Source organism: Legionella gratiana (assembly GCF_001467695.1).
Classification (GTDB): Bacteria; Pseudomonadota; Gammaproteobacteria; order Legionellales; family Legionellaceae; genus Legionella; species Legionella gratiana.
In genome coordinates this window covers 181,379-196,577 of the sequence record NZ_LNYE01000006.1, presented here as the reverse complement: position 1 = coordinate 196,577, position 15,199 = coordinate 181,379, and the positions used below count along the sequence as shown (strand labels likewise).

Genomic DNA, 15,199 nt, shown 5'->3' with positions numbered 1-15,199 from the left:
TCTACAAGCATATGCTAATTTTCTTTTTTCTTGTTATTAACATCATTGAGACAAAATGCATCGATACTGGCGTTGTTATATCTACATTTACCATGATTTTCAAGATCAAATTTCCATTGATGCCTAGGACATATTAAAAAACAGTCCTCAATCCAGCCTTTTGACAAATCACCGCCTTGATGAGGACAATATCTTAAAATAGAATACGTTTTACCTTTGTAATTAATTTTAATGCGTTCATTCTTTGACAGAATATTTAAAAACACTTGGCAAAAGCGCTCCAAGCTTTCAGTTTCTAGGGTTGTAAATCCATGCATGAGAGTATTATAAATATCAGGCACTCTTTCTATGAGGAGACGAAAAGTTAGAGCAAAATCAGGCCAGCTGATTTCCTTATTAAATACTTTGTTAATTTGCCAGGCAGGAGTAGTAATCCAAAAAAAATCTTTAGCTCGATCAACTTCATTGGTTATATTTACTGTGCCCTCTTGAAAATCGACACAATATATTTCTTTATTACATTCCTCAAGAGAGAAATATAAAAAAGTTGATAAATATTTTCTAACGGACTCCATTTTTTCCAATCTTTTTTTTAATTCAATTCCTAATTGAATAAAAACTTGTTGTGGATTAATTTTTGAGTTTTCAATTTGCCGTTGTTTAAAAAAATTTTCAAACTGTTTCGCATAAGAATAAACATACTCTTTAAAGTCTTTATCATCTATTCTGATAGGAGATAGATAAGTGAATTTTAAATTTTGGGTATCAAGAACATCCCCAGGCATAAGTTCTGGCCACTGCGTTTGGATTTGCTTATCAAGGAAATGCATATCTAGATACTCAATTAATTGCCTTGCTCGCGGATATGTATTTATTTCCTGATTATTAATTGAAAATAAGAGCGGGTCTAAAAAGCAGGGAGGTCCAGACGAAGGTAAATACATTAAAGGCTTCATTGTTTCAATAGATTTGGAAATATATTCAAATTTTCGTAATGTTTTGTTCTTGCAAATAATTGAATATTTTTCTTGATCCATTTGAAAACAAGTTGGATGCCAAACTGCTCCAGAAAATTGACCTGCTAAAATATCTATTGGGCCATAATTTTTATTTATCATCGCCAATCTTTCATGAATTTTACAATCATTTAGATTAAGGAAACTTCCTGAATCTGTTTTTACAAGGATTGCTGAGTCACAATCAAGCTCTACATCTAATATGAATAATGTTAAAAATCCATCTTTGAAATAAAACGATTCGCTATCCTTTAGACTAATAATTTCTTTGCATTGGTAATGGCGTTTTATTAAATTATTTTTAACTACTGGATGATAAAAATCAGCTAGAATGAGCGTAAAATCACGGTTTTCAATAGATTCCAAAAACTCTATGTCAAAATGATCTTTGTGCTCATGGCTAATATAAAGATACTTATCTTTCTTATTAGTATTTAATATCTTTCTTACATGTTCTGCCATATGATGATTTTTAGGGTATTGAAACCAGGCAGCATCAAAAGCCCCATGTGGCGATAGCCAGGGATCCATAATGATTACTGTAGAGTTAGTTTCCAAACAAAAACCAGCATGCCCTAAGTAGGTGATTTGCATGTCTTTAAATTAAGTGATGTTCTATGATATTAAGAATAGGACACAAGTTAAAAAACTACAATTCTGTTCTAAAAATTCTGTGTTCGTGCATCCTTCTTCATAAAATAGGTGAATTAGTGAGATATGGTAAACCAGTTTCTAATAATTTCGATAATTCTTTCAGCGGCATGGCCATCACCATAAGGCATTGTTTTTCGAGCCATTTTTTCCCATAATGCGCGGTTTTGCAACAACGTGCATGCCGCATTAAAAACAGAATCTGTTGACGTACCAATGATTTGAGCGACACCTTCCTCAATACCCTCCGGCCTATCAGTATTTTCCCGTAATACCAAAAGAGGCTTACCAAATGTTGGAGCTTCTTCTTGAATACCACCTGAATCAGTCATAATAAAGTAACTGGCTTTCATCAAAGCAACCTGCTGATCATAGTCAAGAGGATCTGTGAGCAGTATCTGTGGATGATTGCCTAAAATTCTGTGTATCACTTCATAAACATTCGGGTTCTTGTGAACTGGGATAACTACCTGAACTGTATTATTTAGGTCAACAAACTTACGTATTCCTTGGCAAATATGTACTAGGGGCTCTCCAAAGTTTTCTCGTCGATGAGTCGTAACAAAAATCAATTTTTTGCCCGAATCTATTGGGATCTTTAGAGTAATTGGCTTTTTGGCCTCTTCTAATAGGATGTCAATACTCGTATTTCCTGTAACATAGATAGAATCAGCATGAATTCCCTCTGCTAAAAGATTTTGTTTCGCTTTTTCGGTGGCAGCGAAATTAAGTGTGGCAAGACGACATATAAGAATACGATTCATTTCTTCAGGAAATGGATGAAGAATGTCTCCAGAGCGTAATCCCGATTCAATATAACCTAATGGAATTTTGTTGAAAAAAGCAACCATAGCTGCGGCTAAAGTCGTGCTTGTATCTCCCTGTACCAGAATTAAATCAACAGCTTCTTTTTTTAGGGCTTCATCAATTGCAGCGATTAATCGCGCGGTCAATTGGGCGAGTTGCTGATTAGGTTGCATCAGATTCAAGTCGCGTTTTGGTTTTAAATCAAAATAGCCTAATTTCTGATCTAGCATTTCACGATGTTGGCCTGTAGAGACTAAAATAACATTAGCCCAATCAGTTTTTTCCAGCGCTCTTACAATAGAAACAAACTTAATAACTTCAGGTCGTGTTCCACAAATACAGACAATATTTTTTTTTCTCATTATAATTACCTTGACGTAAACATAAATACAAAAAATTATTGTAAACAACTATCGAATGTAATTATAGTAAATATTAAAGCTAAAATGGATTCTCAATATTGATGAAGTTTTTTATTTCATGGTTGGTTTTTTTACGAAATGCTATTATATTGCTGCTCTTTGTGGGGCCTTTTGTATTTATATTGCATATTGGATATTTGCATGCATCATCTACTAATGAATCAAATGCTAATACCCTTCTTACCGATTATTATTCATTAAGGCTAAAAGATCCTTCATCGGCAAGGATGATTTTGTTGCAAGCAGCGCAAAAGTTTCCAGACAACGAGCTGATACAATCTGAACTTGGGTATTTGTTGTTGCAGGAAGAAAATTACCAAGAGGCTCTAGTTTATTTAAAAGCTGCACATCGGATTAATCCCGAAAATTCTGATTATACAATGCAAATAGGCTATACGCTAAACTCACTCCATCAATATGAAGAGGCACTTAAATATTTTCGTGAGGTTGCTGCAACCAATAAAGGAATAAACGGTATTAAAGCTCAGGATATTTTAGATCGCTACGCCAAAAAAAAATCTAGAACGCCTCTTGAAAAACGATTAGCAATAATCTCTACTGCCGCGAAAACAGTAGTAAGAAATATGGGCATCAATAGTAATATTCCCGTTACCACGGATCAGACTCAAGCTCACACTTACCATGTGCTATTAAAGTTTAATCCTAAACAGGCAAAAATATTTCTTGACCATATTCTTTCGTTGTATCCAAACAATGTATTAATGATTCGAGAAAAAGGGATCCAAAAATTGCGGGAAAATGATTATAAAGATGCCATTGTTCTTTTTTCCAAAGCGTGGTCCATTAAGCATGATGACGAGCTTTTGAGCCTTCTTGGAGAGGCTTGGTTACGTTCCGGAAATCTCCCTCAAGCTGAATATTGGCTCTCGCAAGGCGCTAAGTCCTCAGATGATAAGATTAAAAATCAGGCTAAAAACTTATTGGATATGCTGGAAAAAGGTATTGTTTCAACACAATTACCCGATAAGTTAACGCCCGAAGACATCTATTACATTTTGAGGGAACGAAGAACAAAAGAAGCAGTAAAGATTCTATCAGAAATTATTAAGAAGCAGCCTGAAAATGCAACTTTACAGATGGAAATGGGTTATTTTTTTCTTAAGGAGCACCAACCAGAAAAAGCACTCCCTTACATTCTCAAAGCCCACCAGATCGATAGTCATAATTGGGATATTACCTTGCAAGGAGCTTACGTATATTCTTTATTAAAAGAAAATAAAAAAGCGCAAGAGTTTTTTAGTTTAGCATTAAAATCCTCCAACCCAGCCGTTATCAATAAAGCACGCACTGGCTTACGAATGTTAACGGTAGGAAATGAAAATGCAAAAGCTCCATTATCCCTTTATGACCACTTAATGAATAATTATTATGCGCTACAAAAAGAACATCCACAACAAGCCCAAAAAATACTGGAACAGGTTCTAAAACACTATCCTAATGATTATCGTGCCCTCCGGGAAATGGGTTTTTTAATGATTCGCGAAAAAAATAATGCACAGGCTGTAAGCTATCTTATCAAGGCTTGGGAATTGCAACCTGAAAGCTATGATCTAGCATTACAAATTGGTTATTTATTTGATGACTTAGGAAAAAAGCGAGATGCCTTTTTATGGTTCAAAAAAGCGTTTCCCTCTCATGACTCTGATATCAGAGATAAAAGCTATAAGGCTATGATTAATTTAGGCAGTCAACGGTTCCAGTTTTTCAATCCGCCTTGGTTTGCCGATATTTGGTCTGCGCCTTTTGAATATAGCCGATTTTCTCTGTTTGTAATTCCTGAACACTTACGTGTTGGACGAAGCTTTGGTAAACGAAATCAAATTGAGGTCTATTATAATAATTACATAAATAAAGATAGTCGCTCACAAAGTGGGGGTAATGGACAGCTACCTAGTATTTATGATGACAATTATATTTTGAACGGTGCTGGAATTCGATATTACACTAATACAAAAATTCCCCTTATATTTTATTTTGAAGCAGGAATGGCCTACGATCTTATATATAGGAACAGGGATCGTTGGCGAGATGATAGGCGCGGTGGTGTCTTATCATGGTATTACTGGGGGCCGCTACCTAGTTATGCTGAGCGCATAGTGTTTCCTTTTTCCCAAGCAGATGATTTTTATGGGGATTCTTCCTGGTTTTCCAGATACCAAAATGATTGGATTACCTACGGTCGTATTCGAAAAGGATATCGAGTCATGCAATATCGCAATATGAGTCTCATCGCGTATGCTAGAGGATTTCTTATCGTTGATACGAATAAATATTTTTACAATAACCTAGTTGAATATGGACCAGGGATCGCGATCGTTCCTAATAATACTTGGCCGGTTGCATTTCGCCTTGAAAGAAGATTTGGTCAATATATAAAAGTAAATGGTCCCGAAATAAACCCCTATGGATCAAGCTATGCTTCCAATGTAGCTATGTTTGAAATGTATTATCGATTTTAGCTTTGAAGATAAATTAATTACTTGTTATGGCAGGTACATTGAAGCGAAAAAATAGTGAATAAGAAGAAATCCTGATAGGATATAAGGTAGATCTATACATGGCCGTTTAAAAAATCATTGATGTGGGCATGCGATTTGTTTGTGTCGAGAAATTTGGAGAAATGTAACGGTTTTTCCGCTCACTATTACAAATTTCGGGATCCATATACAATTGGCGATATGCTAGATTTGTTAAAAATAGAGGCACTACCTTGTAATATTAAAGGAATCAATCCAAACTTTTATTAAATAGTTAAATAGCGCGATGACGGGGGAAGAATGGATTTTCTTTTTTTCTGGATGTGGTATTTTCTCATGTTTGCGGCTGTTTTCTTTTTCATCTCGGGATTAGATGATTTTTTTATTGATTTAGTATACTGGATTTATTTTCCCTGGCGTAGATTAAAAATGAAAAAATATACGCCATTGAATTTAAAACAGTTGTTTGAAGTTCCTGAACAAAGAATTGCGCTTATGATTGCTTGTTGGCACGAACCTGCGATTGCCAATATGCTGAGGTACAACCTTGATAAAATCAAATATGAAAACTACGATATATTTATAGGTGTATATTCCAACGATCCAGATACAGTCGCAGTAATTAGAGAAGTTCAGGACATATTTCCCAACATTTTTTGTGTTTTTTCACCTTTGCCAGGGCCTACGACTAAAGCAAAAAATTTAAATTCCATGTATAAATATATCCAAAATCGTGAACAAGAATTAAATATAAAATATGAAATTTTTGTAATGCATGACACAGAAGATGTCATAGATCCTTTATCTTTCAAATTATACAACTATGTTATACCTCGTAAAGATATGGTCCAGCTTCCTGTTGTTCCTTTGCCTATTTCGATGAAATACATAACTCATTGGACATATAATGATGAGTTTGCAGAAATCCATACCAAAGACCTTGTGGTTAGGGAGTTACTTCATGGATTTATTCCATCGGCAGGTGTAGGAACCGGTTTTTCACGTAAGGCTTTAGAAACACTCGCACTTCATAATAATGGTGAACCCTTTTCCTTGTTCAGTTTAACAGAAGATTATAGTTGTGCACTTAAATTAAAAGTGCACCGGTTAAACACTATCTTTATGACTTTTTGGGTCAAACGTATTGTTTCGAAACCTTCGTTGCTTTTTTGGGGAAAAACGGTCTATCGCACAAAAAAAATGTTGGTTGCTACTCGCTCATTACGCGTCATGGAATATTCTGCTTCTGTGCGTCAGCGAACACGCTGGACTATCGGTATTGCTTTTCAGGAATGGTATTATTCAGGATGGCCTGGAAGTTTTGCGATAAAATACACTCTATTTCATGATAGAAAAGCAGCCATTTCACATATTATTAACATGTGTGGATATGTATTATTTATTTTCTGGTTTATTTTCTATATTTACTCCCTTTTTGTTCCCGGTTATTTGACGCTGGAAATGATGTTGCATTTGAATCCATGGGTATGGTATTTGATTGTGGCAGATACTTTTTTTATGATTGACCGAATTTTGCAGCGCGTAATTGGAGTTTATCGAGTTTATGGATTGTTACCAGCGCTAACTTGCCCATTTCGTACCATTTATTCCAATATTCTTTATGCGCATGTTCTTATAAGAGCTTATAGTCAGTTTTTTATTAAGCACAAACCTAAAGTCGTACCCAAATGGGATAAAACAGATAATTTTTTCCCGGGACCAGATTTACTCGCTCAGTATGAGCTTCATGTGGGAGATTTATTGATAGAAAAACATCAAATAAAAACTGAACGCTTAGTTCATGCGTTAAAGCAACAGAAAGAAACAGGTGAAAAAATTGGGAAAATTCTTATTAAAAATAAAGATATTGATGAAGAAACACTTTTGTCAGTTCTTGCCTTGCAATACAACATGCAACTTGTGAGAAAGAAGAATTTGCCAGTACTGCATCAGAACCAATTAGCAGAGATCCCTACAGAAAACTATTATTGGTTACTTGACCACCATTGTTTGCTAATCAGTATTGATGAAGGAATAGTTTCTATTGGCCTGGAAGATATACCAGATAAACAATTTCGAAATGAGATCCGTCATAGAGTAGCCCCTCTGCGAGCTAGGCTTTTGCTCTTATATTAACACAGATACAATATAATTAATTTAAATTTATAGAGTTACAAATTGTGATGAGATTCAAAAGCAGAAGATCTTCTGATACAGTATCAAATTATAGGAAATAACAATGAACATTAGAAATATGCGAAAACGAAATAGGGATAGTAATGCTCATCATTTTTTCAGATTGATTGGTTCTAAGACGATTTTATATACAATTAGCTTTTTTTTGCTTTCATGGCTATTAGCATTAAATACGGCTATATCAGCTGAAAATCCAACTTCTCCTGTAGCTACAAGCAACACAAGAAGCTTTAAACTCAATAAGCTTATAAAAGTTGAAACCGTAGTGATGCAGGGAAACAGACCATCCTTTAATTTTTATATCCCTATTCCTAAAAATTGGCAGGTTAATAACCTCGATTTAAATTTAATATTTCAACACTCACCTTTGCTTGAAAATACATCAACTTTAACTCTGAGTGTTGGTGATGTTCCCATTGACTCTATATTTCTCACTAAAGATAAACAGCAACCGATTCACTGGAATGTAACTATACCTAAAGAATATATTTCGCCTAAAGTAACTACAATTAATTTGAATGGATGGTTTAAAATAGGTGATAAAATCTGTCAGGATACTGAAAATAAAGGGAACTGGGTTGCAATTTCAGGAAACTCAGATATTGTCTATCATTATATGAAATCCGATTGGACGCCAGCGCTAGTCAATTTCCCCCAACCTTTTATCCACCTAGATGCTCCATACAAAGATGTAGTTACCCTATTATTGCCAAATCGTTTAACTGATACTTCGTTCTTTCCTTATTTTGATTTTGCAAATATCCTTGCCCAAAAAGCAAGTTGGCGTGGGGTGAGTTTTGATTTAATCCATGTAAACGAGCTAGGACAAAAAACACTTTCACATCCTGCTGTGCTTGCTGCTACAGCGGATAATGTGGATTTTACAGCTATTGGTCAACCTGGTTTATTACGATTAAAAAATCGACAGTGGGTGAATTTAGATGGAACTGTGTTGCCAGAAAATAGTGGTTTTATCTGGTTAACTCAATATCAACAACAACCACTATTAGTTATTTCTTCAAATTCTACAGAAGGCTTAAATAACACCATCCGTACACTTCGTTCTGGTTTGATGCAAAAGATGGTAAACAACCCATCATTTTTTTTGGTTAAGAATAAAATAGATCTCCCTGACAATCTCGAAAATCGATCTTCAATTACTTTTCAGGATTTAGGTTATAAAGATAATATGGTTTTTGGAGTAGGGCAAAATGCATTATCTTACCAATTTAATCTTCCAACCCAGTTTTTTGGAAAAAATAACTCATTAAATCTTGTATATAGTCATAGTCCATTTCTTGAAAAAATAAAATTATCTAGTCTGAGTGTTAACTTAAATGGAGTACCTATTGGTGGAGTAGAGTTGGTTCCAGATTCGGAAGGCATTAAAACTCTGAAACTTCCACTTCCGGCCAATAATTTAGTGGTAGGAAAAAATAACTTAACAATTAACTTTGTTTTGTCTTTAGCCAGCTCATGGTGCTCTAAAGATTATCTGGCTCAAGCTTGGGGAATTATTTATCAGAACAGCAATTTAGAATTCAGCAGTGAGGATGAAGATATATTAGATAGGCCTCAACTCAAAGATTGGCCCTCTTTGATGACGGGAAATGTATTTGTATCACTGCCCTCTGAAGAAGAAGCCTACAACAATAAAAAATTGATCAATAACTTAATAAATTTTTCATCCAATTTGAAAAATAATACCTCTCTTGCACTGCTAAATCACTCCAAATTTGAAAAATCTAAGATCGCTTCTTACAATACTTTACTTTTCACAACCGCAAAGAGCCATTCATTATTCATTGAGGATCTGAAAAAACTGTTCAAGAACTTCCTAGTTTCTTTGAAAAATACCAAAGATCCGGTGCTTACTGATATAGATAAATCTGTTTTTGAAAATGCATTTTTAGAAAGTCAGGGAATAGGCTTTGCAAGAATTTGGGAAAAGGAAACCGATCCAAATACTCATCAGATGATCCTTTATGGTTATTCCCCTGCAGATCTGAATCTTGCCGTACGACTCTTGGATAATGGTTTTAAACGAGAATCGCTTTCAGGAAATCTTGCAGTATCATTTGAAAATGGAAGCTTTACGAGTTTGTCACCAGAAGATATACAAAGCCAAACAGAATCTGAAGCAACCATGAAAAAAGTCACCCAGATTACTTCGCATTTGGTTTTATACGTGCTAGCTACGTTTCTTGCCTTAATTATTATCGGTCTTATTTTGAGAATATTCCGAAAAAAATCAGGCGATTAAAATGATAATGCGTAATAGCTCAGCCCCCTAGTTTAAAATTATTAACTTAGGGGCGTCCTTATTTTCAAAAAGAGCGGTCATGGATTCTTTAAGGAACTCAAAAGAGTTTCTTGCTTGCAGCTTACAGGTCATAATGAAAGACATTGTTTTTGCTACGTAGTCCGAACCATAATCAGAACGAGTTCCAAACGATTTTTTACGCCAAATCACCGCGGGTCTTAGACATCGTTCTGCATGATTATTGGTGGGTTCAACACCCTGAATAAAAAGAAAAGTCCACAATGCTGAAAAGTGCTCTAATAAATTTTTACAAAAGCGAACAATCTTCAGTTTAGGGTCAGTATAAGTACCTTGTTCTAAGTATTTATCGGTCTGAGGTAACAATATGTTCAAATCCTGCCATAAGACGATGAATCACTTTTTTACCTCGTGATTTTTCAATAGAGAAAAATGCGGCCTTAGGTGACATCATGCCCCAAAGCCATTGAGTTGTACCGTTTCGTCGGTGGCTTGTTTCATCCATATTGACGCATATACTTTGTTTCATTTGCTCTAAGAGCTCCTTGACTGGCTCATTTAATGCTTTATTGACAAGTTTTTGTTTATTAAACACGCTGCCTAAACTTAAATTAAATCCATAGTGCTCTTTCAAAAACTCGACAAGCTCTCGACGTGATAGTTTGTATTTTGAAACCATGTGCGACATAAAACGTGTTAAATGAGGCCCGGTAATACTCCATGTGACTCCTTTCGGAAGACGAGCTACATGATTTAAGGCACAGCATGAACATTGCCCCTTGACCAAACGATATTCTGTTACATGAAGTTTTATCTGGGGTAGCTCATAAACTGTTGTAGTTTTTGATTTTCAAGGGAGTCACCTCTTTTTTTGTTGTGCTTTCCAGGAATATAATAAAGCTTCTGATAAACCAAGATCTTTAACAACCTGACGAACATCATCTTTAGCTATTCGCTCAAGTACCGGATCTTTAAACTGGGGACTATATTTTTTTCTAACTAACTGTTTTTTGACTTATTAGTACTCATTATTCACCTCTGCTTTAGATTTTATTCTCTTAACAAGGTGTCCGACAAATCAGAGAAGGATCAGTAGGAACAGTGATTTATGCACAGACCAATGCCCTCTGGAAAACCACTGTTTGAATGGTTTATAGAAAGATATGCCCTAACGGAGATATTCTGTTGGCTGATTGACCTTCAAAGCACCTATTTTGCTATAATATTATCTATTAAAAGGAAATTTAATATTCGATGACAATCACGATGATTTTGGGAATATATTATTTTGCCTGGATATTCCTTATTATTGCGGCTATATTGTTTGCTATTTCAGGCATTGATGATTTATTTATTGACATCTACTACTGGCTCCGATACGGATGGCGATTTTGGAGTACTCGTAAATATCCTAAATTAAATTATGAAATGTTAAAGTCAAACCCCGAAAAAAATATTGCAGTGTTGCTTCCCTGTTGGCACGAAGCAGGTGTCATTGCCACTATGTTGATCCATAATTGCAATAGTATTGATTATCAGTGCTACGATATTTTTGTAGGCGTATATCCTAATGATCCTGATACAGTTAATATTGTTCAAGAGATTGAAAAAATTAACCTTCACGTACATTGTGTCATCGGAGAGAATCCAGGGCCAACCAATAAAGCTTCTAATCTTAATCAGATATACAAATATATAAAAAAATATGAGCTAACAAATGATAAGCACTTTGATATATACGTTTTTCATGATTCAGAAGATATTATTCATCCACTGTCGTTTAAACTCTATAATTATTTAATTCCTCGTAAAGATATGATTCAGATTCCTGTCTTTCCTCTCGAGGTAGGGTATTTCAAGTTCACACATTGGGTCTACAACGATGAATTTTGTGAAAACCATACCAAAGATATAGTAGTCAGAGAATCGATCAAAGGTCTAGTTCCTTCTGCAGGAGTAGGCACCGCCTTTTCATCTCATGCATTGAAGATTCTTGCAGAGGGAAACGATGGTCAACCTTTCGCCACATACTCTTTGACTGAAGATTATAAAACAGCATTAACAATCCGGCTTAAAGGATTGTCTCAAATTTTTGTGTATCAAAGTATTTTACATACTAGCTGGAAACGAAAATGGGGCTTCTGGGGAAAATATGTAAAAGTCAAAACGCATGAGTTTATTGCAACTCGAGCTCTTTTTCCTATGGAGTATATGAAGGCTGTACGCCAAAAAGCTCGATGGATTATGGGTATCAGTTTGCAAGAGTGGACTCAGACTGGATGGGTAGGCAATATTAGTACACGCTACACTCTATTGCATGATAGAAAATCGGCATTTACTTATTTTGTTAATATATTAGGTTACGCCCTTTTTATTTTTTGGGTACTTTATTGGTTTGTTACCCATGATAATCCACAATTTCCAAGTTTACAAGAACAGTTTAATCTGCATCCATGGGTTTGGTATTTAGTTTTATTTGTTACGTTTCTGATGTTAGAACGCTTATTTCAACGCTTTATAGCCACATGTAGAATTTATGGATGGATTCCTGCTTTTTTGTCTATTCCCCGTATTTTGTATGCAAATGTCATCAACTTACATGCGTTACTTCGGGCTTATCGACAGTTTTTTTTCACTCCAAAAAGAGTCAGCAAAAGCCCTGTTTGGGATAAAACCGAACATCAATTTCCTGGAAGTCATATCCTTATTTCATATAAACAGCGATTGGGTGATTTGCTCGTTCAAAGCAACTTGATAACTCTTCACCAACTGGAATTAGTTGTCGCAGAACAGAAAAAGACAGGGGAACAAATTGGCGATATTTTACGAAGAAAAAACTATGTTAATCAATATCAGCTTATGAAGACAATTGCTCAACAATATAAACTCTCTTTGAACACATTGGGTGACTTAAAACCACTTATTCGTCGGGATATGCCAGGTATTTCTTTTTATAATTACTACTGGCTCAAACGATACAATATTTATCCTATTCAATTTGATCGAGATAAAAAAAAAATAACTGTCGCGATACCAGATCCTAGTAATGAAAAATTAATTAATGAAATTATAAATCATTTAAAACCATATCAAGTTCAATTTGAATTGTATGTTTAGGATAAGATGGCCACTTTTTTTCGGACTAAAAATCTTTGATTTTTGTTAATTTCGCTGACTCGGCTTATTTGTTTCGGATACCTCGAAGGATGAACCATGTCAGACCAAGAAGAGTTAGCCCTCCCAAAACAAATAAAACTATATAAAATGTTATTTGGCCTGATTTTTTAAGTTTGAGTTCCTTTTCAATTTGTTGATTAATTTCTTCGCTCGAAAGACTAGTATAGGAACCATTTTGAAAAGAGACGGCAATATTCCCATGAAGATTATCACGTTTGTATTGATCATTCATTAAGGCAAGTGCTAACTCCAATTCAGTGGGTGTATAACCAAATAAAATTAAATGAATACTGTTCTCAGTATCTTTGGTAATACCAACAAAACCTATATTTTGATTTTTATCAAATGCATTAAGAAACAAGTTTTTGTCAATTGATTTTAAAGTGTTATTGGATGTCAAGTTTAAATGTTCAGTCATATCAGTAAACGTTGTTTTCAATTCTTGCAAAAAAGGAGATTTCTCTTTACCTGTTCCTAAATAAACCACGTTACCGTCTATGTAAGAGTCTCCAAGTTGTGTATTTTTCACTACGGAGATTTCCGAGCTATTTTTAAAGGAAGTAGCAAATTTTATTAATTCCAACAACAATTTTTTATTTTCATAGGTTTTAGCATTTTGGGGTAACCCGATAGTAACTTGGTTATCCATAAGATATGGATAATATTTTATCCGTAAATCACCTAATGCTTTGTTAGGGGTAAAACTCAAATAACTGTCATTATAAATTGTACCCCAAGCAAGACTTAAGTAGTTTTGTGAGCAATATTTATCAGGAAGTCGTAAATCAAATATGACATCGAGTTTGTTTTTTCCTGGTTTTAATTGTTTCGAAGGCAGTACAATTTCGATAATCGATTTTTTTGCATCATCTGACAATAATTTTACTCCATCTAATGGTAAATCATTTAAACGTACCATCAAATATGAGGAATGATCCGGATCCAAAAAGGGGCTATGATTATAAGTTAAAACCAATTTGACAGGTTCGTTAATAAATTCTTTGGGAAGATCAAACTGATAGGTGATTGTTTGTTGTCCGTCACCATATACTACATTATCTAGATACCCCATATCAGCGAAGCTAAGGCTGGGTTTACTCAATTTGTTATCGAATGGATCTTCTGGAATTCCCGCAATATAATAGGAGTCTGTATTTGCAGTAAAATTCAACACATTATTGCTCAAGCTATTTAAGGCTGTATTGATACCCTCTTGGCTATTAGCAGTGACAATCAATAATGCTTGTTCTGGTTGCTTCGGATAGGGCACTAGAAAAATCAGGCCACGATTATTTGCTAATGGTGTTCCATTATCGGTGTACCAAATATTGTTTTTAAGTTCAAAAGGAACTTCAAGTTTAATTTGATTAAAGTCAAAATCAGAAGGCATTGCAATTAATATTGCATTATAAGGTGTTGAAGGGAAAATATTTCCTTTTCCTTGGCCTGCAAAATCAAAAGATACACCTCGCCAACTTGCTTTTTTTGACAAAATATTTGCCGTTTTAAGGTAAGGACCTATAGTTTCAGCATTTAATGGGTTTGGCAAAATAAATGAAATCTTATCTTTTATCGGCGAATCTTTTTGTATAAACGGATAAGGGAACCGAGCTAAATCTAATGGTTTATTTATTTGGTTAAAATTATAAGTGACTGTTGAATTTCCTGATATAGTCAGCCAGTTACCCTCATTTTCCATATCCTGGCATGGATCCTCACTAATTTTTAGATAACCTACAACACGAATAGTTGTGATTTTTTTCTCTAATAATTTTTTGGGAACGGTTACTTTCCAGAAAAAAGCTTGTTGTTTTTCTGCTGTCAGCTTGATTGTATCTAGCGGTACATTTTCAACCATTACAGTAAGCGTTGAAGAGGAAAGCAGGATGGGGGAAAACTGAATAACAAAATTGAGATCAAGTGAGTTCATTGACCATTGAGCTGGAATTGGAATGTAAAAAGAATAGGATGGATTTTGTCCTTTAATAACAGCGGTATTGATTTTTGAAAGCTGATAGAGCGTATAAGTTTGGCTATTAGTGAAATTAGAGTCTCCCTGACCAGTTTGAGCGCATGACAAAGTGACTGAAAACAATAATATTATGATTTTAAAAATTTTTGTATGCATGTCTTCATGGAAATTTTAATAAA

Annotated in this window: 9 protein-coding genes and 1 pseudogene; 4 read left to right on the top strand and 6 right to left on the bottom strand. The window is 34.7% G+C overall.

Annotated elements, in window-relative coordinates:
- Positions 1 to 14: 14 nt before the first annotated feature.
- Positions 15 to 1,610 (bottom strand): Rieske 2Fe-2S domain-containing protein, encoded by a 1,596-nt coding sequence (locus Lgra_RS03335; protein WP_058497869.1) that lies wholly within the window; start codon positions 1,608 to 1,610, stop codon positions 15 to 17.
- A 113-nt stretch (positions 1,611 to 1,723) separates the two neighbouring features.
- Complete coding sequence (gene wecB / locus Lgra_RS03330) at positions 1,724 to 2,836, bottom strand: non-hydrolyzing UDP-N-acetylglucosamine 2-epimerase (protein ID WP_058497868.1); 1,113 nt, start codon at positions 2,834 to 2,836, stop codon at positions 1,724 to 1,726.
- 101 nt (positions 2,837 to 2,937) lie between these two features.
- Here wecB and Lgra_RS03325 point away from each other — a divergent pair, with 101 nt between their 5' ends.
- The 3 genes from Lgra_RS03325 (at position 2,938) to Lgra_RS03315 (ending at position 9,853) form a co-directional block, all read left to right on the top strand.
- Positions 2,938 to 5,376 (top strand): tetratricopeptide repeat protein, encoded by a 2,439-nt coding sequence (locus tag Lgra_RS03325; RefSeq protein WP_058497867.1) that lies wholly within the window; start codon positions 2,938 to 2,940, stop codon positions 5,374 to 5,376.
- A 318-nt stretch (positions 5,377 to 5,694) separates the two neighbouring features.
- Complete coding sequence (locus Lgra_RS03320; RefSeq protein WP_058497866.1) at positions 5,695 to 7,530, top strand: glycosyltransferase; 1,836 nt, start codon at positions 5,695 to 5,697, stop codon at positions 7,528 to 7,530.
- 103 nt (positions 7,531 to 7,633) lie between these two features.
- Positions 7,634 to 9,853: a cellulose biosynthesis cyclic di-GMP-binding regulatory protein BcsB gene (locus Lgra_RS03315; RefSeq protein WP_058497865.1), complete on the top strand. Its 2,220-nt coding sequence runs from the start codon at positions 7,634 to 7,636 to the stop codon at positions 9,851 to 9,853.
- A 27-nt stretch (positions 9,854 to 9,880) separates the two neighbouring features.
- Here Lgra_RS03315 and Lgra_RS03310 read toward each other — a convergent pair whose 3' ends face one another.
- From Lgra_RS03310 to Lgra_RS18580, 3 genes and pseudogenes are all read right to left on the bottom strand, one after another.
- A complete protein-coding gene (locus Lgra_RS03310) occupies positions 9,881 to 10,237 on the bottom strand; it encodes an IS66 family transposase (RefSeq protein WP_058497864.1) in 357 nt (118 codons plus the stop codon).
- Positions 10,218 to 10,658, bottom strand: a complete 441-nt coding sequence (locus Lgra_RS03305) for an IS66 family transposase (protein ID WP_131743527.1) — start codon at positions 10,656 to 10,658, stop codon at positions 10,218 to 10,220. Before Lgra_RS03305 ends, Lgra_RS03310 begins: the two co-directional genes overlap by 20 nt.
- 72 nt (positions 10,659 to 10,730) lie before the next feature.
- Positions 10,731 to 10,856, bottom strand: a pseudogene (locus Lgra_RS18580) (hypothetical protein); the annotation flags it as partial.
- A gap of 269 nt (positions 10,857 to 11,125) precedes the next feature.
- Here Lgra_RS18580 and Lgra_RS03300 point away from each other — a divergent pair.
- A complete protein-coding gene (locus Lgra_RS03300; RefSeq protein WP_058497862.1) occupies positions 11,126 to 12,988 on the top strand; it encodes a glycosyl transferase family protein in 1,863 nt (620 codons plus the stop codon).
- A gap of 64 nt (positions 12,989 to 13,052) precedes the next feature.
- Here the strand turns inward: Lgra_RS03300 and Lgra_RS03295 are convergent, their stop codons facing one another.
- Positions 13,053 to 15,176 carry a cellulose biosynthesis cyclic di-GMP-binding regulatory protein BcsB gene (locus tag Lgra_RS03295; RefSeq protein WP_058497861.1) on the bottom strand — a complete coding sequence of 708 codons (2,124 nt, stop codon included), beginning with the start codon at positions 15,174 to 15,176 and terminating at the stop codon, positions 13,053 to 13,055.
- Positions 15,177 to 15,199: the final 23 nt, after the last annotated feature.

Coding starts and splice junctions, on each gene's coding strand:
- Lgra_RS03295 (WP_058497861.1), bottom strand. CDS start 15,176: ATGCATACAAAAATTTTTAAAATCATAATATTATTGTTTTCAGTCACT.
- Lgra_RS03320 (WP_058497866.1), top strand. CDS start 5,695: ATGGATTTTCTTTTTTTCTGGATGTGGTATTTTCTCATGTTTGCGGCT.
- Lgra_RS03325 (WP_058497867.1), top strand. CDS start 2,938: ATGAAGTTTTTTATTTCATGGTTGGTTTTTTTACGAAATGCTATTATA.
- Lgra_RS03300 (WP_058497862.1), top strand. CDS start 11,126: ATGACAATCACGATGATTTTGGGAATATATTATTTTGCCTGGATATTC.
- Lgra_RS03315 (WP_058497865.1), top strand. CDS start 7,634: ATGAACATTAGAAATATGCGAAAACGAAATAGGGATAGTAATGCTCAT.
- wecB (WP_058497868.1), bottom strand. CDS start 2,836: ATGAGAAAAAAAAATATTGTCTGTATTTGTGGAACACGACCTGAAGTT.
- Lgra_RS03335 (WP_058497869.1), bottom strand. CDS start 1,610: ATGCAAATCACCTACTTAGGGCATGCTGGTTTTTGTTTGGAAACTAAC.